Origin of the sequence: Microcoleus sp. B5-D4 (genome assembly GCF_036705145.1) — a bacterium.
Lineage (GTDB): Bacteria > Cyanobacteriota > Cyanobacteriia > Cyanobacteriales > Microcoleaceae > Microcoleus.
Genome location: NZ_JAUBTV010000008.1, coordinates 118,076 through 141,529, shown reverse-complemented (window position 1 = coordinate 141,529; position 23,454 = coordinate 118,076). Strand labels below are relative to the sequence as shown.

Sequence of the window (23,454 nt, the reverse complement as noted above, 5' to 3'; positions counted from 1 at the left end):
CTGGGTTAATGTACCAGGTATTGGTGCATTCTGAACCTTTAATAAGCGCGTGTTCGCCCAGGAGGGACTCTGTTTTTTTGGATTAAACCGGAATTTCGTCGGCGAAACTGGCCCGGCGGGTGAATTCAAAGGGGCCGGCCTGGGCTCCCCAGACGTGGGCGTCGGTTTCTGGGTCACGTCCGCGATCGTGGCTAATAAATTTGTCTTGGTCAATCTCAAATTCGCTGTCTAGATAGGTTTTTTTGCCCTTTCTGACCACCATGCAGCCTTTTCCGGGTTCGACAGACCCTTTGAAGCTGTTGCCCGTCCACTGCGTAATAAAGGTGCATCCGGGAAGTAGAGTCAGTTGTGCTTTTTTGATTTCTTGCAGCCGTTGCGGGTCGCGGGCCGCGCCGTAGAATTGTTCTTCGTTTTCTATGGCATAATTTTCGATGTCGATTCGATCGCCCACCGGGACTAATTTCAAAACTCGGACTCGGTACGGTACGTGCAGTTCAATATCGTAGGCTTGTTCTAGGTACAAGCTGAGCCCATCCAGAACTTCGACGGGTAAAGGCCTCATGCAGACGCGGATGTGGGCGAAGAATGGCGGGTTTTCAAAGGCTTGGGCTTGGTTGCTGAAGTCGGCGGCCATCCAGCGGGCGAGAGTGACGATATCGGTGGAATGAGTCATTTCGATTTTAGATTTTAGATTTTAGATTTTGGATTGGGGATCTAGTAAAAATTATTTTAGGGGAAAGGGCGCGTCCGACGAAATTCTGCGACAATTATTCAGAGTTGGAGTGTTAAAAACCCCCTATTGTCGCCGCGTCATTGCCATCACAGCATCAACAGTAAGTTCGGGTACAATACTTACTGTTGGCAAAATGTCTGCTCCCGAACAAACTAGGGGTAGGTTATCGCCCTGCCATACCCAAACTTGTTGGCGAGATAAATCTATTAACCATGCTAATTGCGTTCCATTGCTAAGGCAAAGGAGAATCTTATTCTGCAAGTCTAAAGTGCTTTGATTTGGCGATCGAATTTCAATCAACCAATCTGGCGCTCCATCAAACGGCCCGTCTTCATCAGGAAGCCGATCGCACGCTACGATCGCGATATCTGGCACTGGTGAATGGGGAGGTACCAAGCAGCGCAATTCTGGGACTGCTTCAAATCTATCGGTACGATCATTGATATAGTTAACCAAGTTGTTTTGCAGTCGCGAGTGAAACAGAGTTGGCATAGTTTTTTGAACTGCCCGCCCAGCCATCAATTCCCATGCGGGCGAAGACTCAATATTTGGTTGAGCAAGAAACTCTTCTAGTGAAACTGTTGCAATGGACTGAACCATGTTTTTTAGAAGGACTTCACTGCGCTTGTCACGCGCAAAACTCTACTGCATTATATCGCAAAATCAATGCATTTTCTTCTGCCAACTCTCGAATTTTTAGTCTAACTCGCCCCATTGGTGCGCCCTCAATCTTCCAAAATCTCGACCAAATCTTCCATTGTCACGTCGAAGGCGCGGGCAATTTTGTAGACAGCAGAAAGATCGACTGTATTCAAAGCATCGCGCCTCCCGTAGCTTCTGACAGTGTTGTAGTTGACTCCGGATCGATCGGCAACTTCTTTGAACGTCCAACCTCTTTGCTCAGCTAGTTCTCGAATCCGCAATCTAACATATCCCATTAGCGCGATCGCCCTTACTATTCCAAAAACTCGACCAAATCTTCAATCATGACATCAAAAGCAAGGGCGATCTTCTGAACGGCACTCAGATCGACCATACTCATCCCATCATCGCGTCTAGCGTACCCTTTAACCGTGTTGTAATTAACCCCTGAGCGATCTGCCACGTCTTGCAGCGTCCAGCCCTTTTCTTCTGCCAACTCTCGAATCTTTAGTCGAACTCGCCCCATTGGTGCGCCCTCAATCTTCCAAAATCTCGACCAAATCTTCCATTGTCACGTCGAAGGCGCGGGCAATTTTGTAGACAGCAGAAAGATCGACCGTGTTTAAAGTATCGCGCTGAACGTAGCTTCTGACAGTGTTGTAATTAACTCCGGATCGATCGGCAACTTGCTTTAGTGTCCAACCCTTTTGCTCAGCTAGTTCTCGAATCCGCAGTCTAACGTATCCCATGTTTTAACTTGACATTGATGCGTATGCAACATATGATATCTATGTACACTAAAAACGATCGCCCTCCTAGCCTCGAAAACTTAAGGGCGATCGCCTTTTCTACCACACCCCACGAACGTGGGGAAGGATTACCCTATGATACCAACATCCAAGCCCAAATTAAACGCTCATCCCTGGTGTATCGTGCGGCAATTGCCAAATATGCAGCGATTGGTTGTGGCAAGGTTCCACCGCCGGGGCGATGCGGAGGGATACATACAGATTTTACAGCGGTTGTTGCCGACGGCTAAACACGCGATCGTTTTTGATACGACAGGGGCTGAGAAATTGGCAGAAGTTCGATCGACTCAATTAGAACGAATGTTGTAATTAATCAGGAGCGATCGTGTTTTATAGCAAGTGCGATCGCTCTTTCCTTAAATCCACTTGACAACTGATAAGCTACAATATTTCAAGAGTATCTGAGAGCTTCGATCCCTATGAATACTCAATTAATGGTAAAACCTTCTTCTTTGATGCCCCAAGGCATCAAAATGGTAGAATTTGGGAATATTTACTTATTCAGATTTACCGACGATCTCCAATCTCGCATGGAAGAACTGCTAGAGAGAAAAAGACTAGATTTGTTAACTGTCGATGAACTTCCCGAATTAGCTGGCATCATCGAACTATCCCGAATTTTTACCTTGATTAACGCCCAACTTTCCACCCAAGCTAAATGGTGTGCGATCGCACTCGACAATTTATGCGACAACGAGCTAAATATCTCTGCGAATACTGCCACTCTCCAGAATATCTAAGCCCAGATCGCTTTACCATAGATCATCTCATGCCCAAATGTCTCGGCGGATCTGATGACAGTGAAAATTTAGCATTAGCTTGCCGTCGCTGCAACGAACGCCACTACAATTTTACCAACGGAATTGACCAGGAAACTCCGCAAGAATGTTTATTATTTAATCCTCGTCAGCAGCAGTGGTCAGAACATTTTATCGGGACAGCAGATGGTCTAAATATTGTCCCTAAAACTCCCATAGGTCGAGCAACTTGCAATCGGCTTGACCTTAATGATGAACGTTATGATGAAAAGGATTCGATTCGGCGATCGCGCAGGTTTTGGGTAGAAGGTGGTTGGCATCCACCTGCTGAAGATGCTCGTCAATTAGAATAAGTCATCTTCTCATCCTCAAGGTGAATAAACCTCAGATTTAGCATTACTCTCAAGATATTGCTGATAAGCTGCCTCATCTCCTCCAAACGAGTCGATCGAAATACCAGCACTTGGGACTGGCATCAGCGGACTAGGTTTAGGTGCGTACTGACAATAACATACAGCAATCAAATCGTAGTTGCTTCCTGGTGCCTCAGTGGGGTATTGTTCAACCCTGACAACTTCCCAATCTCCGACTCGATAGTGAGTATCGCTATCGGGGAATTGCGGATCGTCGAACTCTTCAATCCGGTAAAACTCGTAGGGACGATTCCCCGGTTGAGGTAGGGGTTCGTCAGAGGAATCATAATACTCGCAGAGAATATCAGTTGTTGCCCCAGTGTGAGCCAACATTCTATTTTCCCAGCCTTCTGCTGACATCGATTGAGCCTTAAAAATGATATATTTCCGCATAATTAATCTTCATCCTCATTTTCTAGATAGTTAGGAAAGCGAGTTTGTCCTTTAAAGATACAATTGACTTTTAAAATATCTCCTCCGACTCTCTTAATTCGCAGCAACTTCCATCCATACTTTCGTTCCATTTCCAAACACTTTTCTGGATCTGTTGCTGCGTGCCAAGAGGTATCTTCTGGGTTGGATTCATTAGTATTGGTCATGCAATTGTCAATAAGTCAAATATCAAATTAATCAATTCTAGCCTAAAGTTATATTAGTCGTCGAAGCATTTGCGCCGTCAATCTACAGATAAACCTAGAGATTTGTGGCGCAAATACCTTGTCGAACTGATACTTTTGCCAGAGATTAAATCCTCTGGTTGAGACATCTAAATTAGCAAATTAGATGAGTTTGACAGCCCGCAGACCAAACATCAGCACTGTCGCCAAGCCGATCATGCCGCCAAAAATCCCAAAATAAGTTATTGCTCCGCTAAGAGTCATGGCAATTTCTCCAAAAAAATCAATAAAAAGACCTATAAGAACTATAATCTAAAATCTAATATCTAAATTAGATAAATATGCAATCCATAATTAAAGTTGACTTGGGGCCACAATCTTACAATGTTTGCGTGCGATCGGGCGGCTTAGACGAACTCGGCAGTCTGATGGGCGATCTAAGTTTGGGCAAAAAAGTGCTGCTGGTGTCGAATCAGTCGATTTTTCGGCAGTACGGCGAAAGAGCAACAGCAGCCCTCGAATCAGCCGGTTTGGAAGTCAGTAGCTGCATTTTACCACCGGGAGAGCAGTACAAAACTTTAAATTCGGTACAGAAAATTTACGGTGCGGCTTTGGAAAACCGCTTAGAACGTTCCTCGACAATGGTGGCTTTGGGTGGCGGGGTGGTTGGCGATATGACGGGTTTTGCGGCCGCGACTTGGCTGCGGGGAATTAATGTTGTACAGGTTCCGACTTCGCTGCTGGCGATGGTTGATGCTTCTATTGGCGGCAAAACGGGGGTAAATCATCCTTTAGGGAAGAATTTAATCGGGGCTTTTCACCAGCCACGCTTGGTTTTGATTGACCCGGATGTACTCAAAACTCTGCCGGCGAGGGAGTTTCGTTCGGCGATGGCGGAAGTTATCAAGTACGGGGTGATTTGGGATGCTGAACTTTTTGGGAAGTTGGAGAATTGCAAGCGTTTGGATCAAATGCGCTATGTGAAGGCGGATTTGTTGGCGGAAATTTTGAGTAGGTCTTGCCAAGCTAAGGCTGAGGTGGTCAGCAAAGACGAGAAGGAATCGGGTTTACGGGCGATTTTGAATTACGGGCACACCATCGGTCATGCTGTGGAAAGTTTGACAAATTACAAGGTGATCAATCACGGGGAAGGAGTGGCAATCGGCATGGCTGCGTCAAGCCGATTGGCTGTGGAGTTGGGAATGTGGGATGCTGAGTGCGATCGCCGTCAGTCTGCTTTGCTTGAAAAAGCGGGTTTACCTGCAAAATTGCCGGCTGGTGTGGATGTTGAGGAAATTTTGCATACTTTGCAACTGGATAAAAAGGTGCAGGATGGCAAGGTGCGGTTTGTGCTGCCGGTGCGCTTTGGTGAGGCTGCTGTGAGCGATCGGGTGGATGGGGATTTGATTATACAAGTTTTGAAGGAAATGCTTTAGGAAGTCAGTAGTCAGTAGTCAGTAGTCAGTAGTCAGTAGTCAGTAGTTAGTAGTTATTTGTTTGTTCTAATAACCAATAACTAATAACCAATAACCAATGCAGCTTAAGAGCCGCTCGACCGCGAATTAATTTCCTCCAAGATTTTATCGACTCTATTAGCGGCTTGAGTTCTGCCTTGCTTGATAAATAACTCCTTAGCTTTTTTTAGGCTGGCTACTGCCTCCGCTTGGTTTTCCTTGTCTCCTTGTTGGTACAAACCAACTCCTAAATTGTTTAAAGCATCGGGATATCGATCGTTAATTTTAACGGCTTGTCTCCACTGAACAATTGCCTCGGGCAACTGCCCCTGACTTGCCATCGCCACGCCTAAATCGTTGTGAGCTTTGGCGTGCTGCGGGTTGACTTCAATTGCTTTTTGGAATAGAGCGATCGCATCGCTCATTTTACCTTGTCCCGACAGCATAGTTCCCAACTTGTAATAAGCATCCGCTTCTTTGGGATAGCGAGCGATTAGTTGCCGGTACAAAGCTTCGGCATTGACAGCATTTCCTTGACCGTAAAGGTCGTTGGCCGTTCTCAAACCCATCGTGTAGCCTTTACCTACAACTTGGCACTTTTTCTCGGAGTTGCCTTCCTGCTTGCAAATCCTGAGTTCGTCTCCCTTCATCTCGTAGGACAGAACTTCCCGAACAGCAGGGCCTCGGCGCGATGGCTGCAAGTTCTGCGATTGCAAGTTTTGCGAGAGTTGCAGGGCGATTGTCTCAGCCCCGGCCGGTTGGGCCACTGCGACACTGCAGATTCCTGCACCCACCAAAATGCTTGGGGCAATCCACCTCAAAGGTTTGAACCAGGGAAACTCTCGATCGTTTTTCATGTCTTTTGTGGAAACGTGTTGTTGATATCCTGGGTTTCACTAGGGCCGTAAGAGTCGGAGCCGATGGGGCCCACCCGATGAAATAGTTAGTTATTAACAGTCGAGATATTTTAGCACTGCGGGGCCGAGTTTGAGTTAAATTAGAGTAGAATTCCGATCGATTCTCAGTCAACCTTAGCAGGAAAATAGAAATGGGGCAGTCTATTCTTACCATGCTCTTTGCGCTCATCCTCGGCTACGCTGTTAACTCAAGCGTCAAAATAGTCAGCGGTGGCGACGAAGCTTTAGTGGAACGTTTGGGTCAATACAAGCGCACCCTCAAGCCAGGATTCCACTTTATCAGTCCCCTGGTCGAAAAAGTCGTCTGCGTGGACACAAGCCGTGAAAGAGTTTTAGACATTAAACCTCAATCAGCAATCACGGGAGATAATGTGGCTCTCGAAGTCGATGCCGTTGTGTATTGGCGGGTTGTGAATTTACAGAAAGCTTATTATGGAATCGATCAAATTGAAAATGCGATCGCCAACTTAGTTTTAACGACGTTTCGCGCTGAAATTGGTCGATTGCCCATGCAAGACATCTTGGGTTCCCGAGATGACATGAATAAAAAGTTACTCAAAAAGTTGGACGAAGCTACCGAAACTTGGGGTGTCAAAGTAATTCGGGTGGAAATTCAAAGCATTACACCTCCGAAAAGGGTGCAAGAAGCTATGGAATTGGAGCGCGCTACCAAGAGCGAGTGGCAAGCAATGGTCAATAAGGCGATCGGTACTAAGGAGTATATGAGGCTCTTAGTTGAAGCTTTAGACTCCCATCCCAATAGCAAGCAAGTTTTGAATTACTTAGTAACGGAAAAATACTTAGACGCTCAACAAAAATTGGGCGAAAGCGACAATGCCAAAATTCTGTTTATGGACCCCAGAAGCATGAGCGAAGCTCTGGGCGAACTGATGGGTTCTATGCCCGATGTGACGCCTCCTTCTGAGGGCAGCCAAATAACAGTTATCGAGACTAACACTTCTCAAGACTGATTCCTGAAGATAGCGTCGGCAACCAGACAAACATCGTGCATTTCTCTGACATCGTGTACTCGCAAGATATCTGCCAAATTTGCGATCGCACCTGTACAAGCCGCCGCTGTCCCCCAAACTCTTTGTTTCGCTTCTGGCTGATTCAAAATGTGACCGATGAAGCTTTTTCGCGATACTCCGACTAAAATCGGACAGTTTAAAACACGGAATTTTCGCAACTCTCGCAGAATTTCTAAGTTTTGACTGTAAGTCTTGGCAAAGCCAATACCAGGGTCGAGAATTATTTGAGATTTGTCAATCCCCGCCGCAACTGCTGCCGCAATTCGACTCTCGAAAAATTCCCCAATTTCCCCCATTAAATCGCGATAATCTGTGAGTTGTTGCATCGTCTGGGGAGTTCCCCGAATGTGCATCAAAATTATTGGCACTTTTAACTGAGCAACCGTTGACAGCATTTCCGAGTCAAAAGTTGCTCCCGAAATATCGTTAATTATATCAGCTCCCGCCTCTACCGCAGCTTTCGCAACCTGCGCTCTGGTAGTATCTACCGAAATAGGAACTGAGCCAAAAATATCTGCTTTTTGTCGCAGTATTTGTACTACAGGTATAACGCGATCGATCTCCTCTCCTAATGATATTTCCGCTGCACCGGGCCGAGTAGATTGACCGCCAATATCAATAATATCTACCCCCGACTTTACCATGTTTTCCGCTTGCGCTAAAGCAGATTCTATGGTAGAGAAATCTCCCCCGTCACTAAAACTATCAGGGGTAACATTCAAAACGCCCATTAGATAAGTGCGTTTTCCCCACTCGAAAGCTTTATTTCTAATTGTAATTTTTTCTGGGTTATTTGTCATGGCGATCGTGGGATTTGATATCGGACTGGACGCACGGGTAGCCAGAAACCGGGTTTTTTCACGACAATATTTGGTTGCAACCCACAGATTCTGTAAAAAACCCGGTTTCTTTGAGTCTTAATGCGTCCAACACTGTTCAACCAAAACTTAACCAGCTAAAAACAGTATCAACTGTCAATTCTAATTCAATTTTATCAATTATTGGCAACAGAGCTGCACCTTTATACAGTTCTACTTTTTGTCCGGGAAATACTGCCAAAATACTCTCTTCTTCTGGGTCTAGTAACCACCCCAACTCAGTGCCGTTTCGCGAACAGTGGAGCAAGTTACTCAGCACTTTTGTTTGGCTTTGGTTGGGAGATAGAATTTCTATCGACCAGTCGGGATTAATGTCAAAGCGGTTAACAATTCTACCAGATGGCAAAAAAGGAATTCTTTCCCATCGGAATACTGCTACATCTGGCACGATTGATGCCCCGCCAAAAGTGCAGCGCAACTCGGGAAAAGCATTGGCAATTTTCCGAGTTTTCGCTACTTGATTGATAGTCTTGCAGAGTTCACCTTGAAGTACGCTGTGTTCACCTTGAGGCATGGGCTTCTGAATGATTTGTCCCTCAAGAAATTCTGAGGCCGGTTCAGTTTCAGGAAGTTTGAGGAACTCATCTAAGGCGGGTTTGGGTTTAACGATCGCAGTCATAGGTTAATTCTCCCGATCCGAGAAACACTGAACGGCACATCACAATTGTAGGCGATCGCTGTTTAATTCCCGCTGCCCTGGTCCCACTTACCACTTAGCAATTACCTATTAGCAATTACCTATTACTGATAATTGACAATTCGAGCAAAACTCGCAGCTTCCAAACTAGCACCACCAACCAAAACCCCGTCAATCTCAGGCATCGCCATAACTTCATCAATATTCTCCGGTTTGACGGAGCCGCCGTACTGAATTGGCACGCCAGGATTAGTCAATTTACTGCGAATCAAACCAATAACTCGGTTAGCTTCCTTAGCTTCGCAAGTATCGCCAGTGCCAATCGCCCAAATCGGCTCGTAAGCAATTACCAACTTATTTTGGTCAACATCAACCAAATCTTTTTCCAATTGAGAAAAAATGTGAGATTCAGTTTCCCCTGCATCTCGCTGCTGCTTGGTTTCCCCAACGCACAGAATCGGAATTAAATCGTATTTCTGAGCCGCTTTTAGCCGCAAATTGACCGTTTCGTCAGTTTCCCCAAAATATTGGCGTCGCTCGCTGTGGCCGATGATGACATAACGGACACCAAGTTCACTCAGCATTGGCCCGGAAATTTCCCCAGTAAAAGCTCCAGACTCTTGCCAGTGGACGTTCTGAGCACCGAGTCTGATCCGGCTGCCGTGCAAATTTTTCGACAGGACAGCCAAGGAAGTGAAGGGAACGCAAAGCACGACTTCCCGTTCCTCTGGGGTTTCCGTCAGGCAGGACATGAATCCTTGAAGAAACTCTAGGGATTCAGTCCTAGTTTTGTACATTTTCCAGTTGCCAGCAATAACTATTTTCCGCACGGGTGACTCAGTAGCTCTGTGAACATCAAAATCAGGCAACTTATAGTTTAAAGCTTTAGGGTACATTTCGAGCCCTTATTGCCCAAACTCGATGCGAGCTTGCTCAACTAAGTCAACGGTGACGACTTCGGTTTCGGCTTCGCGGGCCAACTGCTCGATGCGGACGCGAGCTTGTCCCCGGACAAAGTAGGGAATATTTTTCAGCTTCGCCTTGGCTTCTGGCGTCCATTTTAAATCATCGGAAAATTCGGAATCGGGCATGGCGTTTTGAGCGATCGACTACAAGCCTTCATGGATCTGGCTTTGATGGAAAGCCTGGATGTATTAAATTTACCACGAGTTGCGATCGCCCCACACCTTCTCACTCTGCCTTAAATTTGTTGCCTAAAATAGCCGACGCTTCTTGTAAAAGCTGATTCTGCTCTTCTCGAATTGCCTCCAACCTTGTCAAAATATTAGCAAGTCGTTCCTGAGACTCCAAACTGTTTGATTCAACTCCCCTCAATTGTAAAGCTGAATTATTTTTATCTTCGGGATTCTTTGAAACCAATGAGTTTACGGCCACTCCACCAAAATTACTTACAGATTTAGAGCCGACACTCCAAACCCCTTGCATAATTTTTCCAGGGCTTTGCAGAATAAATAACCATCCTTCTGCAAAAAAGCTACCTAAAGCCTGCAATAAACCCAAGATCATGAATATAAATAGTAGCAACATTGCTAAAGATATCAGCGGATGACTCACCAACCAGAAGACTACAGGGTGAGAATCAATCCAATCTTTGACAGTACCATTGATAGCGTTTTGAATGGCATCTGAAGCGGCACCGCTCATATTTGCCGCCTTGTTAATGCTATCTTCTAATGAAGCCTTAGCCTTTTCTGTAGCTATATTTACACTCTCTACAGCTTGGCTAGTGCTTTGATTCAGAGTATTAACCGCAGAGTTAGTAGTTTGATTAATAGTTTCTTTGGCCGTTGCCGCAGAGTGAGAAACAGCATCAACAGCTTTGTTGGTACTTTCACTGACTGCACTAACGGCTTGATTCGTGACTTCAGATATAGAAATCCTCGCTTTTTCGGTTTTCTCCGCTACAGTACCTAAAGCATTCTTCGTAGTTTGATTAACAGTATTAACGGCAGAATTCGTAGTTTGAGTCAGAGCTTCTTTTGCCTGATACGCAGTTTCAGAGAGAGAAGATTTAGCTTCGGCTGTTGCTTCGGAAACAGAATTCATTGCTTTTCCGACTTGTTCTGTCCAAACTTCTTTCGTTTTTTGAAAGCTTTGAGAAAAATCAGGCAGTGCTACTTCCATAGTAAGTGAGATCCATCAAGTTAATTTACTGTTTCCCAGTGATTATAGTATATATAGCAATGCTTGCAGGAGTCATAAATTTTTTACCCCACCCCAACCCTCCCCGAACTCGCGGGGAGTCCGTAAGAAATTCACAAATGATGCGAGAATTCCTATAGTATAGCTTCCATCCGCCCATGCTTTGAAAGATGATTCCAACGCTTTGACGATGTGTTCCCGACTCAAACCCAAAGACAGGAGTTTAGACAATATCTGGGGGGATTATTGGGAGAAAGGAGAGAAAACACCTATCCCAGATCGCGCAGAACGCTGTAAATGTTTGTTAACAAAGCTTACGCCTTTTTGCACTCTGTGCTTCCTGGTGCGAACCAACGCTCAACCAAGGGCGAAGCTATACGTGATAGTGTGACCATCAGATGTATTCCCCAAAAATAGATCGGACGATCGCTTAAAAATGAGGCAGGAATTTGATGCACCCGAAAAAGGCTGAATTAAGTTGAGAAATATAGCATATTGTCCCACGAGCGATCGCCAGATAACAGGCGATCGTTCGTCAAAGATCCCTCGACGTTGTAAAAACTGTTTAATGCCCCCAAAATAATTACATATTTACAAAAATTAGCGCAAGTGACCAGACTTTATATCTCCGAAAAAAAGCGATAAATTTTAAGTTGACTGTGGCTGTTGGTTTAACAAACCGGACGCTGCCTAGGATGTTGTTGCGGCAGCTTATCTGGTGTATAATTTATGACATATTTGCCAAGTTTTCACTTTCCATCCCACGGTCAAAATATGCTAGGCTAGAATGTTTCCAAAGTTTAAGATACACCCTGACGTATGTATCAATCATTAGAAGACTCAGCCATTTCGACTAATCCATCTACGGAACCGTCCTCTCTAATTCTTATCGTCGATGACGATGCCTTGATTCGTTTGCAACTTCGACTGTATTTACAGAAGGAAAAATACCGCGTGGCCGAAGCTAGTGATGGGTTGACAGGGCTAGCAGCTTATGAGGAAGTACATCCAGACCTGATACTGCTAGATGCAGTGATGCCTACTATGGATGGTTTTGCTTGTTGTCAAAAATTATCTGAAGTGCCTCAGAGCGATCGCCCACCTATTTTGATGATTACTAGCTTAGAAGATAAAGAATCTGTCGATCGAGCGTTTGCAGCAGGAGCGGCTGACTATATAACCAAACCAATTCACTGGGCTGTTCTGCGACAGAGAGTGCGGCGGTTGATTCAGCAATTCCACTTGCAACAGCAACAAACTCTACTTTACAAGCAGCTAGAGGCCGCCAATCGACAATTAAAATACCTAGCGTCAATGGATGGTTTGACTCAGATTGCCAATCGCCGTCAATTTGACGAACAGCTAGAGCAGGAGTGGCGACGCATGACGAGGCAGCAAACTCCTTTGTCACTAATTTTGTGTGATATCGATTTCTTCAAGCCTTACAACGATACTTATGGACACCAAGCAGGGGATGTATGTTTACAGCAAGTGGCCGCAGCTCTCAATCGCAGTATTAATCGAGCTGGAGATTTAGTCGCACGTTATGGAGGTGAAGAATTTGTAGTGATTTTGCCCGAAACAGAGCTTGAGGGAGCCGTCCAAATCGTTAAAAAAATTCAGGCTTGCGTCCAAGCTTTAGCAATAGTCCATAAGAGTTCTCCGAATCATTGCATTACGCTCAGCTTCGGTATTACCACTGTGATTCCCACCCAAGAGTGCCTGCCAGAAACTTTAATTACTGCTGCCGATGCAGCACTTTATCAAGCCAAAGACCAAGGTCGTAATACTTTTTGTACCAAGACTCATACAGTTAAGGAGTTCACTCATTAAATCATAAGATCAAAAACTATACCTCTCGTAATTTGGAATAATTTTTTCTTAAAAGTTGAGCGAAATATCAAGTCCTGCATGAGTAAGCATTGGTTGTAGTATTAAAGCTTAAATAATCGGTGGTGCGATCTTCAGGGAAATTTTCAGGTAAATAACAGATCGGCTCTATGGCGTTTTTTTTATCGGAATCAGGTCATATTCAGCAACTAGCGATTATAAAAGTTTATGCGAGGGGCTAGCTCAATGCGTAATAAAAGATGGTTAGGTGCGATCGCCCTTCTCACTGGTGCGGGTGTTCTGGGCAACTATTTCAGTGTGTCTCTTTTATTTGGGGTTGATTTCCTCTTTGGCAGTATTCCCATACTAATTATTACTTACTATTTCGGCTGGGGCTGGGGAGGCTTGGCTGGTATAATAGCAGGCAGCTATACTTATATCCTTTGGCATCATCCATACGCCACGATTATTTTGGTAATTGAGGCTCTGTTTGTAGGGTTTCTTTGCAAGAAGTGCAAACATCCGAACCTCCTTTTATTCGATGGGATTTACTGGTTCTTAATTGGAATGCCCCTCGTTTGGGTTTTCTACGCTCAAATGATGCACATGGACGTGAATCAGGCCATACTCGTTATGTGCAAACAAGCAGCCAACGGCATTTTTAATGCCTTAGTTGCCAGCTTAATCATTTCGTATGCGCCGATTTATCGGTGGGTTACTCATTCAAAAAATCTCGCTCTCTCTTTACAACAAACTATTTTTCATCTGTTGGTTGCTTTTGTCTTTATTCCAGGACTGCTCCTATTAGTTTTTGATGGTAGATACTTTCTTGGTCAAATCCAAACGACGGTGCAAACGGAGTTACAAACAAACGCAAAAAGTCTCACTAGCGCCATATCTAGATGGCATCAGCGACATCTCTTAGCTTTGAATACATTAGCTGAAAAATCGCTCATACCTGAAGCCGCCACTGCTGCTAATACAGCGATTAAATCAGCCGAGCAGCTACAACAAAACATTAGCATGATCGAGCAGATGTTGCCAGATTTCGACAAAATTTATGTTGCCGATTCATCGGGAACAATTTTAGCTACTTCTTCTCCTTTAGATCAAACCCGTCGGCGGTTGATGGAACAAAGCACGGAACATCAATCTCTAATTCCCCTGGCTCAAGAGCGGTTGAGACCTTGGATGACTCCTATCCACAAAGATATATTAGTGGACGAACCTCATGTAGGATTGAATGTACCCCTGCAACTTCAAGGGAATTTTCTTGGGCTGATCCACGGTTCATTAGCATTAAGGCATATCAAAGCTCTCTACATTTTCCAGAGAAACAATCAGCAACTACGGATTACACTGCTCGATGAAAACAACCGAGTCATTGCTAGTAATCAATCCGACCAAAAGCTTTTGACCAGTATTCAGGAGTCAAAAAACGGCAGCACTCGCACCTTAGAGGGAACCTTGCAGCAGTGGATTCCTAGCAATGGCAAAAATCCGATGATCCGTTGGAAAAACTCTCTGTATATACAGGAATTTACAATTAGCTCCGATCTGGACTGGAGATTACGCTTAGAAATTCCAGCCTCTCCCTATGTAGAAAATTTACAAAATCGCTACAAGGCTGACTTGATTATTCTACTCGTCATCACCATGTTGGCATTTTTGTTTGCAACGCTGGTTAGCGAACGACTGGTCAAGCCATTATCCTATTTAGCTGGTGCGACTGCTGACTTACCCAACAAGCTTTCAGAAGAAACATTTGAATGGAAACATAGCTCTGTTACTGAAATCAATGAGCTTGCTCGCAATTTTCAATTGATGGCGATCGCACTCAATCAAAAGTTTAGGGAGATTAAACAGGTCAACGCCACATTAGAACACCGAGTTCAAGAACGAACGCAAAAATTATCCAGAATCAATCGATCTCTCAAAGGTGAAATTAAGAGACGTAAACAAGCCGAAGCTGAACTAACAACAAGAGAAGCGGCCATACGATCTTTATATGAAGTCACTGCTACCCAAAGTCTCAATTTTGAGCAGCGCATCCAAGCGTTGATTGACATGGGATGTCAGAATTTTGGGCTTGAAAGTGGCATCTTGGCTCGCGTGCAAGATAACCGTTATGAGGTGATGGTTGCGCGCGAGCCCGATGAAGTCCTGAAACCAGGTGATGTCTTTGATATTAAGCAAACTTTGTGCTGTGAAGCTTTAGACACAAATGAACCCCTAACCATCCAACATACAGGCACCTCAAAATGGCGTCACCATCCTGCCTATCTTGCCTTTGGCATGGAAGCTTATATTGGAACACGAGTTTTAGTTGCAGGCAAAGTCTACAGTACCCTCAGCTTTTCTAGTAAATCTCCCCGTGCAGACAGCTTTAAATCTGCCCATGTGGAATTACTGAAGCTGATGGCTCAGTGGATTGGTAGTGAAATCGAACGGCATCAGGCAGAAGTCGCTCTGCAAGCGAGTGAAGAGCGGTGGGAACTCGCCCTACGTGGTAGTAATGAAGGGGTATGGGATTGGAACGTCAACACTAATGAAGTATTCTTCTCGGCTCGCTGGAAAGAAATGTTGGGCTACGAAGACCATGAAATTTCCCATCACCTGGACGAATGGAGCAAGCGGGTGCATCCCGATGATCTCGGTTGCGTCTTGCAAATAATTCAAGATCACTTTGAGGGCAAAACTTCTTTTTATATTACAGAACATCGAGTTCTTTGTAAGGATGGGAGCTACAAGTGGATTCTGGCTCGAGGGCAGGCGCTTTCGGATGAAGCGGGCAAAGTTGTCCGTATGACTGGTTCTCAGAGCGATATTACCGATCGCAAAAACTTAGAGCAGGAAATTCAAGCCAGAGAGCAATTATTGAATGCTTTCTTTAAAGGAGCTTCCCTAGCAGGGGTGGGGCTGTGTATCCACGATCGGCAGTTGAGATTTTTACAAATCAATGAGGCACTAGCTGAATTTAATGGCCACTCTGTGGAGGCTCACTTAGGTAAGATAACCGATGATATTTTGGGAGAATTTGCTGCTGGTGTAAATCAACTATTACAAAAGGTTTTAGCAACTGGAAAACCTTCGATCAACTTGGAAATTAGCACAGCACTATCCAGTCAAACGGGTGTCAAGCGCCACTGGCTCGTTTCTCACTTTCCCATTTTCAAGGATGCAGAGCAGCCTGTAGCAGTGGGTTGCATTCTAATTGAAATTAGCGATCGCAAACGCGCCGAAGCAGAACTGCAACAAATGAGTGCCGCGCTAGAAAATGCCGTAGCAGGCATCTCTCGACTCGATACTCAAGGACGCTATCTGTTTGTTAACGGAACTTATGCCGCCATCACGGGATATCAGCCGGAGGAAATGCTAGGGATGGACTGGCCAAGAACCGTTGATCCTGAAGATGTTGAGAGAATGGTAGCTGCTTATCAACAGATGTTGAGAGAGGGCAGAGTTGAGGTTGAGGCTAGGGGGATGCGAAAAGATGGCTCCAGCTTCTATAAACAATTGGTGATGGTTTCTGCTTATGACGAGCAAAATGTCTTTGTGGGGCATCACTGCTTTATGAAGGATATTACCGATCGCAAGCAGGCAGAAGAAGCACTACAGCGACAGTTGCAAAAAGCCCTACTGCTGAAGCAAATTACCCAAGAAATTCGGCAAAGCCTCAATGCTCAGCAGATATTTGAAACGGCTGCTATTGAGATTGGGCAAACTTTTGGGGTCAGTCGCTGCTTAATTCGCACATACCAGGACACTCCACAGCCTCAGTTTCCTGTCGTTGCAGAGTATCTAGCACCCGGATCTGCCCCCAGCGGGAAGCATGACATTCTGGCCGCGAGTCCTGCTTATACAAAACAGTTGATGGCTCAAGATGAAGCGATCGCCTCCCGAGATGTCTATTGCGATTCATTGCTCACCTGTGATCATTCAATTTGTACCAGTCTCAAATTAAGATCGATATTAGCAGTGCGAACCTCTTACCAAGGAGAACCGAATGGTGCCATTTGTTTGCACCAGTGCGATCGCTACCGTAGTTGGAGTCCCGATCAAGTGGAGTTGCTAGAATCCGTCGCGACTCAAGTAGGAATTGCTCTGGCTCAAGCCAAATTACTAGAGCAAGAAACTCGACAACGAGAAGAATTAACTCTGAAAAACTTTGCCCTGGAGCAAACTAGACGAGAAGCAGAAGCTGCGAACCGAGCCAAAAGTGAATTTCTGGCGATGATGAGCCATGAAATTCGCACTCCCATGAATGCGGTTATTGGCATGACGGGACTACTCCTAGATACAGAACTCAAGGCTCAACAGCGAGACTTTATCGAGACGATTCGCAATAGTGGGGATACCCTCCTGAGTATCATCAACGACATCCTTGACTTCTCCAAAATTGAGTCGGGCAAGCTGGAGTTAGAAAAGCATCCCTTGAGCTTGAGAGATTGCATAGAAGGTGCGATCGACCAACTTGCAGTTAAAGCAGATGAGAAGGATATTGAGTTGGGCTACCTGATCCACCCTAAGACTCCTAATTTCATTTTGGGTGATGTCACCCGTCTCCGTCAGATTCTAGTTAACTTGCTCAACAATGCGATTAAGTTTACTGAAACTGGGGAAGTTACCATTTCCGTGGAAGCCTCTCTAGTTGATTCTGACAAAACAATTTCTGAGCCAGGGAACTTGTCAGAAAGCTTGTATGAAATCCAGTTTGCCATTCAAGACACAGGCATTGGTATTCCAGCCAACCGGCTCGATCGACTGTTTAAGTCTTTTAGTCAAGTAGATGCTTCGACGACTCGGCAGTATGGAGGGACAGGTTTAGGTCTGGCGATTAGTAAGCGACTTAGTGAAATGATGAACGGCATGATGTGGGTTGAGACCAGAGGTCACGTCGGAGGAACCCCTTCACCCAAATGGCTAGCCACTAATTCTCATCGAGTCACAATGGGTTCTACCTTCTACTTCACGATTGTGGCTTCCTCTGTGGCTACTGAGTTAGCGGAACCGAGTGAAATGCTACCTGAACTATCTGGCAAGCGTTTATTAATCGTCGATGACCTGCCCATTAACCGACAAATTCTGACTTTGCAAGCCGAGACTTGGGGGATGCAAATTCGCGCTGCCCAATCGGCTGTGGAAGCGCTCAACTGGCTTGAGACAGGAGAAACGTTTGATGTCGCTATTTTAGATATGCAAATGCCACAAATGGACGGCCTGACACTCGCCTCAGAAATCCATCAGCTTCCTAAGTGCCACCGTTTACCCCTAGTGTTGCTGACTTCAATGGGCTACCCAGAAGCCAGTTCTTCAGCGCTCTCCACCCACTTTGCGGCTTTTTTAAGCAAACCCATCAAACAATCCCAGCTCTATCAAATACTGATCCATGTGCTACAAGCTCAACCGAAAAAAGTTCAACCACAGCTCCCTATATCTGTTCAGGATGATATGAAACTGGCCGAGAGACTCCCACTGCGAATTCTGTTAGCAGAGGATCATCTGGTGAATCAGAAGGTGGCACTGCTGCTGTTAGAGCGTTTGGGATACCGGGCGGATATTGCTGCCAATGGATTAGAAGTTTTGGAAGCCCTGAATCGCCAGCCTTATGATGTAGTGCTGATGGATGTACAAATGCCAGAGATGGATGGGCTAGAAGCCAGCCGTCGTATTTGTGAGGAGTGGCCGGCTGATGCTCGTCCCCGAATTATTGCAATGACGGCGAATGCCATGCAGGGCGATCGACAGGTTTGTCTTGATGCTGGCATGAATGACTATATCAGTAAACCAATTCGACTAGATGCTCTCATCCAAGCGCTGAGTCAGTGTCCACCCAACCCCGAACCGCAGCAGGCCCAAAAGGAGGAATCAGATAGCAAGAAGCCAGAAATTGATGTACCAGCGGTTAACCTCACAGAACTGCAAGCCTTCTGTAGCAGCATCGATGAAGATTCAACCCAGATTTTGAGCTTGCTGGCGAACTGCTACTTGGAGGAAGGCGTAAAGTTGCTAGAAGCTATGAAATTAGCGATCGTCCAAGCGGATACTGAAACCCTAAACCGAGCGGCCCATACCCTCAAAGGCAGTAGTGCGAACCTAAGCGCGGCTCCTCTGGCCCAGCTTTGTGCCACGCTAGAAGTTATGAGTACCTCTGGTGAACTCGATCGAGCCTCATCCCTATTTGCTCAAATCGAGGTTGAGTACGATCGTGTCAAGAATACTCTCCAACAAGAACTACAAGCATAGCGAAACTAATACCATTTTTCTAAAGATGTGCTATGGATGAAGTCTTAGCCCCCCCTTAATAAGGGGGGGTTGGGGGGGGTAATATCTAGCGCTACTTTATGAAATTGGTATAATCTATGAAAGTCAATTAAAATAATTACTAATACCATTTTTCTAAAGATGTGCTATGGATGAAGTCTTAGCCCCCCCTTAATAAGGGGGGGTTGGGGGGGTAATATCTAGCGCTACTTTATGAAATTGGTATAAGGAATGAGAATTAAATAACTTCCACTCTTGAAAGTGGGATGGGCGTCCCGCCCGTCCTTTTTGGACGGGCGGGACGCCCATCCCACAATAACAATTAAAATTGTAAGTTATTTAATTCGCGATCCTAATGACTAATGACTAATGACTGCTGTCGAAGCGGAATCTCGATCGCAAACTCAGTACCTTTCCCCAATTCCGAATTGCATTGTAAAACACCGCCGTGTTTCTCTACCACAATTTGGTAACTAATTGACAGTCCTAATCCAGTACCTTTTCCCACTGCCTTAGTCGTGAAAAAAGGGTCAAATATGCGTTGTCTCATAGATTCCGAAATTCCCGTACCGTTATCAGAAATCCGAATCAGCGCGCTAGGAATAGTACCATTAAGTTGACCGACAGCAGTAGAGATTTTAATTTGAGGAGCTACAGATTGACCAGCGAGCAACTTGTGCGATTCCAAAGCATCGATCGCATTCCCGATTACATTCATAAACACCTGATTCAACTGTCCAGCATAACACTCAACTCGAGGCAAAATGCCGTATTCTTTCACTAGCACAATGTTTGCACCGTCCGCATTAGATTTCAGCCTGTGCTGTAAAATTAACAGCGTGCTGTCAATGCCCTCGTGAATATCAACCGCCTTCATTTGACTTTCGTCAAGACGAGAGAAATTCCTTAAAGACAGAACTATTTGACGGATGCGATCGGCTCCTACCTTCATTGAGGATAGCAATTTTGGCAAATCTTCTAGCAGAAATTCCAAGTCAATATCTTCACTCAATTTGTCTATTTCAGGACTATAAGCGGGATATTGCTGCTGGTAAAGTTCTAGCAAACTCAGTAAGCTAGCAGTATATTCACTAGCGTGATTGAGATTGCCGTAAATAAAATTAACCGGATTGTTAATTTCGTGAGCAATCCCGGCTACCAGTTGCCCCAAACCCGACATTTTTTCAGTTTGAATCAATTGAGCTTGAGTGTGCTGCAAATCCTTTAAACTTTGAGCGATTTGTTCTGCTTGGCGTCTGGTTTGAGCCAGCAAATCGGCTTGTTGGATAGCTACGCCTAACTGATTGGCAATCTGAGCTAAAAAGTTAACTTCTGAACTTTCCCAACAGCGGGGCCCAGAATGTTGATATGCTGTCAATAAACCCCAAAGTTCTTGTCCTACAAAAATCGGCGCGATCGCATAAGCCTTCACCTGAAATTGCTCTAAAATACCGACGTGACACTCGGAGTGACAAGCTTGATAGATATCGTCAACGGCTATAGTTTCATTATTCAGATACTTGCCGCCTTGGTTTGACTGCAAATAAGTATCTTGCCAAGCCGTATTGATACCTTCCCCTACCAATTTCCTCCAGCCATTTTTTACAAATTCGGCAATATATTGACCGCTCAAATCAGGATTGAAGCGATAAACGGCTATTCTATCGACTTGCATAAACTGACAAACTTCTTGAGTAGCCGTCTTAAAAATTGCGTCGATATCGAGAGATTCTCGAATCTTAGCCACCACTTCAAACAGTATCCGCTGTTGCTCTGCTGCCCACTGCAAATCAACTGATTGCTGCCGCGTTTTAGCCAACAAATCTGCTTGTTCTAATCCTACACTCAACTGAATTCCCACTTGCGTAGCAAACTGAATTTCCGAAGTGTTCCAATGGCGCGAACCGCTGCACTGGTGCACGCACAGCAAACCCCAAAGTTCACTGCCATTCATCAGCGGCATAATCACCTGAGCTCTAATTTGAAATTGAGCTAAAAGAGCAACATGGCAGTCTGAAAGTCCTGCATTTTCGACATCTTGTAGCACTTGAATCTGTCCCTGACTATATTTTTTGGCATACTTTTCGCTAAAGAAATGATCGCGAACTTTTACATCCATTGCCGAAGAAAAACCAGGTAAAACATCTTCGGTAATAAATTCGCCTTCATTAAAGTTTAAACTAGGATCAAAGCGATAAATGCCAACTCTATCGGCCTTTAATGTCCGCCGCACTTCTGTAGTTGTAGTACGAAAAATTGTATCTAAATCGAGAGATTGTCGAATCTTAGCAACTACCTCAAACAGTATTCGCTCCTGCTCTGCTACCCGCTGCAACTCAACTGCTTGCTGCTGAGTTTGAGCGAGCAAATCTGCTTGTTCTAAAGCGATGCTTAGCTGAGCGGAAATTTGGGTAGCAAACTTAATTTCGGAAGATTCCCAGTTGCGGGGAGCCGAACATTGGTGTACGCAAAGCAACCCCCAAAGGTCGTTGCCTTTCATAATCGGTGCAACTAAAGTAGCTTTGACCTGAAATTGCTCCAAGACTTTCTGAAAGCAATCTTGCAGTCCGGCTTGTCTGATGTCAGACATGGCGTGAACTCGCCCCTGAGAGTAAAGATTGGCGTAGTTTTCTCCAAAGCAGCGATCGTGTACTTTGACTGCCATTGCTGACCGAAAATCTGGCAAAACATCTTCGGCAACGAATTCGCCGTCGTTAAATTCTGATGCGGAATCAAAGCGGTAAACCGCCACTCTATCGGCATTTAAAGCCCGCCGCACTTCCTGGGACATCGTGCTAAAAATCTTGTTTAAGTCGAGGGATTGCCGCATTTTTGCCACCACTTCAAACAGCACTCGCTGCTGTTGGGTCAACTGCTGTAGTTGAGCAGTGCGCTTTTGAACTTGATTTTCTAAATTGGTGTTAAGTTCCTCTATTTGTCGATCGAGTTGGTAGTGGTTAATAGCATTAGAAAAGTGCGTGCCAAAAATGTGGAGCAATTCAATTTCTTCAGCATTCCATTCGCGAATTTGGGCAGTTTTTGACTCTTTCCACGCTTCAAAAGATATCCGAGATTGGGCGAGCCGCGCGTCGCTATCAAACTGTCTAGCCCAGAGAGTTTCGGTGTCAAATTCTTCTCGAAAAATGGTCAAGTAACCGAATATTTGCTGGCGGGTTCTGAGCGGTACGATTAAAATGCTGCGAATTTTGGTCGATCGAAATGCAGGTTGCAGGCTTCTCAAACTGCTAATTTGGTACAAGTCGGGAATTGCCCAAACCTGTTGCTCGCCGGATTTAAAATATTCGTGCCAAACGCTGTATTGCTCAACCTGCGGGTATTTTGCCGAAATTTGCATCTTCGGCCCAGAGCCGCAAGTGTAGACTGTCAGTTCGCCAGTGGAGTTATCCGAATAGGGAACTAGATTCGTAACCTTGCTGCTGTCGGAAACGAATGGTGTGGCGAAAATGCACAGCCTGCCGCCGGCTGCATCTAGTGCTGCTACCGATTCTGCCAAAGCTGTTTGGAGTTCAATCGCCGGCGGGGAGTTAAGGGCTGCGGCGACGCGGTTGACGGCAGCTTCCCGTTGAGCTTTCGCCCTCGCTTGGGCGAGGAGGGTTGATTGGGCTATGGCGACGCCGAGCTGATCTGCCACCATCTGAACGCCTTGGAGTTCGTTTTCTGTCACACTCCGGGACTCGGAGTGGTGAGATACCAACAACCCCCAGAATTCTTCGCCGTGAAAAATTGGTACTACCAAGCAAGCCTTGACGCCCAGTGCAGTCAAGTATTCAGCGTGGCAGGGGTCAACCGCACGAAAGCGTATTTCGTCGGGCAGCAGTTGGCCGGAAAGCGACTCGCGACGCGGACTTTGGCCTAGCTGACCGGAATCTATATCGACGATTGATCGCACCTGTAGTTGCGCGAACAGTTCGCGGGCGTGAGGGGGAATATCGTCTGCTGGAAAATGCAAACCCAATAGGGAGGGCAAGCGGTTGCCGTTAATTGATTCGGCAATCACTTCACCGCTACCGTCGCTATGAAATTTGTAGATTTTTACTCTGTCTGTTCCCAAGAAGGATTGAACTTCCGCTGCTGTTGCGCTCAGAATTTCGGGTAGTTCTAGAGAGTGGCGAATGCGGTTGGCGATGCGTTCGAGCAAATTTGCTCGATCGAACCTCACCTTGACATTTTCGATCTTTAATGAGTCCATTATTAATTTTTTGCTTTCCTAGCAATAACAGTAAGCGGCCCAAAAGTTTTGTGCCTGTTAAAAAATTCGGCAAGCACAGCCATTTAATAAAATATAAA

Annotated in this window: 22 protein-coding genes; 7 read left to right on the top strand and 15 right to left on the bottom strand. The window is 45.4% G+C overall.

Going from position 1 to position 23,454, the window contains the following annotated elements; all coding sequences use genetic code 11:
- Nucleotides 1-82 precede the first annotated feature (82 nt).
- The 5 genes from QUB10_RS06185 to QUB10_RS06165 all read right to left on the bottom strand — a co-directional run bounded on the left by QUB10_RS06185 (nucleotide 83) and on the right by QUB10_RS06165 (nucleotide 2,124).
- Nucleotides 83-673, bottom strand: coding sequence for a chromophore lyase CpcT/CpeT (locus QUB10_RS06185; protein WP_333200460.1), 591 nt, complete (start codon nucleotides 671-673; stop codon nucleotides 83-85).
- 123 nt (nucleotides 674-796) lie between these two features.
- Entirely contained in the window at nucleotides 797-1,333 is a 537-nt protein-coding gene (locus QUB10_RS06180; RefSeq protein ID WP_333200458.1) for a Uma2 family endonuclease, read from the bottom strand.
- A 125-nt stretch (nucleotides 1,334-1,458) separates the two neighbouring features.
- Nucleotides 1,459-1,671: a helix-turn-helix transcriptional regulator gene (locus tag QUB10_RS06175; protein WP_333200456.1), complete on the bottom strand. Its 213-nt coding sequence runs from the start codon at nucleotides 1,669-1,671 to the stop codon at nucleotides 1,459-1,461.
- A gap of 17 nt (nucleotides 1,672-1,688) precedes the next feature.
- A complete protein-coding gene (locus tag QUB10_RS06170; RefSeq protein ID WP_333150720.1) occupies nucleotides 1,689-1,901 on the bottom strand; it encodes a helix-turn-helix transcriptional regulator in 213 nt (70 codons plus the stop codon).
- A 10-nt stretch (nucleotides 1,902-1,911) separates the two neighbouring features.
- A complete protein-coding gene (locus QUB10_RS06165) occupies nucleotides 1,912-2,124 on the bottom strand; it encodes a helix-turn-helix domain-containing protein (protein ID WP_236502947.1) in 213 nt (70 codons plus the stop codon).
- A gap of 135 nt (nucleotides 2,125-2,259) precedes the next feature.
- Here QUB10_RS06165 and QUB10_RS06160 point away from each other — a divergent pair, with 135 nt between their 5' ends.
- From QUB10_RS06160 to QUB10_RS06150, 3 genes are all read left to right on the top strand, one after another.
- Nucleotides 2,260-2,493 carry a hypothetical protein gene (locus QUB10_RS06160; protein ID WP_333200454.1) on the top strand — a complete coding sequence of 78 codons (234 nt, stop codon included), beginning with the start codon at nucleotides 2,260-2,262 and terminating at the stop codon, nucleotides 2,491-2,493.
- Nucleotides 2,494-2,603: 110 nt separating this feature from the next.
- The gene (locus QUB10_RS06155; protein ID WP_333200452.1) at nucleotides 2,604-2,924 is read left to right on the top strand and encodes a hypothetical protein; all 321 of its coding nucleotides are present in this window, start codon (nucleotides 2,604-2,606) and stop codon (nucleotides 2,922-2,924) included.
- A 29-nt stretch (nucleotides 2,925-2,953) separates the two neighbouring features.
- The gene (locus tag QUB10_RS06150) at nucleotides 2,954-3,295 is read left to right on the top strand and encodes an HNH endonuclease signature motif containing protein (protein ID WP_333200450.1); all 342 of its coding nucleotides are present in this window, start codon (nucleotides 2,954-2,956) and stop codon (nucleotides 3,293-3,295) included.
- A gap of 15 nt (nucleotides 3,296-3,310) precedes the next feature.
- Here QUB10_RS06150 and QUB10_RS06145 read toward each other — a convergent pair whose 3' ends face one another.
- The 3 genes from QUB10_RS06145 to petL all read right to left on the bottom strand — a co-directional run bounded on the left by QUB10_RS06145 (nucleotide 3,311) and on the right by petL (nucleotide 4,236).
- Nucleotides 3,311-3,715 (bottom strand): hypothetical protein, encoded by a 405-nt coding sequence (locus tag QUB10_RS06145; RefSeq protein WP_333200448.1) that lies wholly within the window; start codon nucleotides 3,713-3,715, stop codon nucleotides 3,311-3,313.
- A 35-nt stretch (nucleotides 3,716-3,750) separates the two neighbouring features.
- A complete protein-coding gene (locus tag QUB10_RS06140) occupies nucleotides 3,751-3,954 on the bottom strand; it encodes a hypothetical protein (RefSeq protein ID WP_190741596.1) in 204 nt (67 codons plus the stop codon).
- Between the two features lie 180 nt (nucleotides 3,955-4,134).
- Nucleotides 4,135-4,236, bottom strand: a complete 102-nt coding sequence (gene petL, locus QUB10_RS06135; protein WP_006633742.1) for a cytochrome b6-f complex subunit PetL — start codon at nucleotides 4,234-4,236, stop codon at nucleotides 4,135-4,137.
- Between the two features lie 77 nt (nucleotides 4,237-4,313).
- On the opposite strand from petL, the gene aroB reads away from it, so the two are divergent.
- Nucleotides 4,314-5,408: a 3-dehydroquinate synthase gene (gene aroB, locus QUB10_RS06130; protein WP_333200446.1), complete on the top strand. Its 1,095-nt coding sequence runs from the start codon at nucleotides 4,314-4,316 to the stop codon at nucleotides 5,406-5,408.
- Nucleotides 5,409-5,512: 104 nt separating this feature from the next.
- Here the strand turns inward: aroB and QUB10_RS06125 are convergent, their stop codons facing one another.
- Nucleotides 5,513-6,283, bottom strand: coding sequence for a tetratricopeptide repeat protein (locus QUB10_RS06125; protein ID WP_333200444.1), 771 nt, complete (start codon nucleotides 6,281-6,283; stop codon nucleotides 5,513-5,515).
- 191 nt (nucleotides 6,284-6,474) lie between these two features.
- Here QUB10_RS06125 and QUB10_RS06120 point away from each other — a divergent pair, with 191 nt between their 5' ends.
- Nucleotides 6,475-7,314: a stomatin-like protein gene (locus QUB10_RS06120; RefSeq protein ID WP_333139986.1), complete on the top strand. Its 840-nt coding sequence runs from the start codon at nucleotides 6,475-6,477 to the stop codon at nucleotides 7,312-7,314.
- On the opposite strand, the gene folP is transcribed toward QUB10_RS06120, so the two are convergent.
- The 5 genes from folP to QUB10_RS06095 all read right to left on the bottom strand — a co-directional run bounded on the left by folP (nucleotide 7,305) and on the right by QUB10_RS06095 (nucleotide 11,034).
- Nucleotides 7,305-8,174 (bottom strand): dihydropteroate synthase, encoded by an 870-nt coding sequence (gene folP, locus QUB10_RS06115; protein WP_333200442.1) that lies wholly within the window; start codon nucleotides 8,172-8,174, stop codon nucleotides 7,305-7,307. The two genes, QUB10_RS06120 and folP, sit on opposite strands and share 10 nt — an antisense overlap.
- A 136-nt stretch (nucleotides 8,175-8,310) precedes the next feature.
- Nucleotides 8,311-8,871, bottom strand: a complete 561-nt coding sequence (locus tag QUB10_RS06110; RefSeq protein WP_333200441.1) for a Uma2 family endonuclease — start codon at nucleotides 8,869-8,871, stop codon at nucleotides 8,311-8,313.
- 122 nt (nucleotides 8,872-8,993) lie between these two features.
- Nucleotides 8,994-9,719, bottom strand: a complete 726-nt coding sequence (gene tpiA, locus QUB10_RS06105) for a triose-phosphate isomerase (protein WP_333200477.1) — start codon at nucleotides 9,717-9,719, stop codon at nucleotides 8,994-8,996.
- Between the two features lie 75 nt (nucleotides 9,720-9,794).
- Nucleotides 9,795-9,980: a PCP reductase family protein gene (locus tag QUB10_RS06100; RefSeq protein WP_006633749.1), complete on the bottom strand. Its 186-nt coding sequence runs from the start codon at nucleotides 9,978-9,980 to the stop codon at nucleotides 9,795-9,797.
- Between the two features lie 100 nt (nucleotides 9,981-10,080).
- Nucleotides 10,081-11,034 carry a hypothetical protein gene (locus QUB10_RS06095; protein WP_333157288.1) on the bottom strand — a complete coding sequence of 318 codons (954 nt, stop codon included), beginning with the start codon at nucleotides 11,032-11,034 and terminating at the stop codon, nucleotides 10,081-10,083.
- 837 nt (nucleotides 11,035-11,871) lie between these two features.
- Here QUB10_RS06095 and QUB10_RS06085 point away from each other — a divergent pair.
- Entirely contained in the window at nucleotides 11,872-12,885 is a 1,014-nt protein-coding gene (locus QUB10_RS06085) for a PleD family two-component system response regulator (RefSeq protein ID WP_333200439.1), read from the top strand.
- 225 nt (nucleotides 12,886-13,110) lie between these two features.
- Nucleotides 13,111-19,128, top strand: a complete 6,018-nt coding sequence (locus tag QUB10_RS06080) for a response regulator (protein WP_445300798.1) — start codon at nucleotides 13,111-13,113, stop codon at nucleotides 19,126-19,128.
- A 370-nt stretch (nucleotides 19,129-19,498) separates the two neighbouring features.
- On the opposite strand, the gene QUB10_RS06075 is transcribed toward QUB10_RS06080, so the two are convergent.
- Nucleotides 19,499-23,356 carry a GAF domain-containing protein gene (locus QUB10_RS06075; protein ID WP_333200435.1) on the bottom strand — a complete coding sequence of 1,286 codons (3,858 nt, stop codon included), beginning with the start codon at nucleotides 23,354-23,356 and terminating at the stop codon, nucleotides 19,499-19,501.
- Nucleotides 23,357-23,454: the final 98 nt, after the last annotated feature.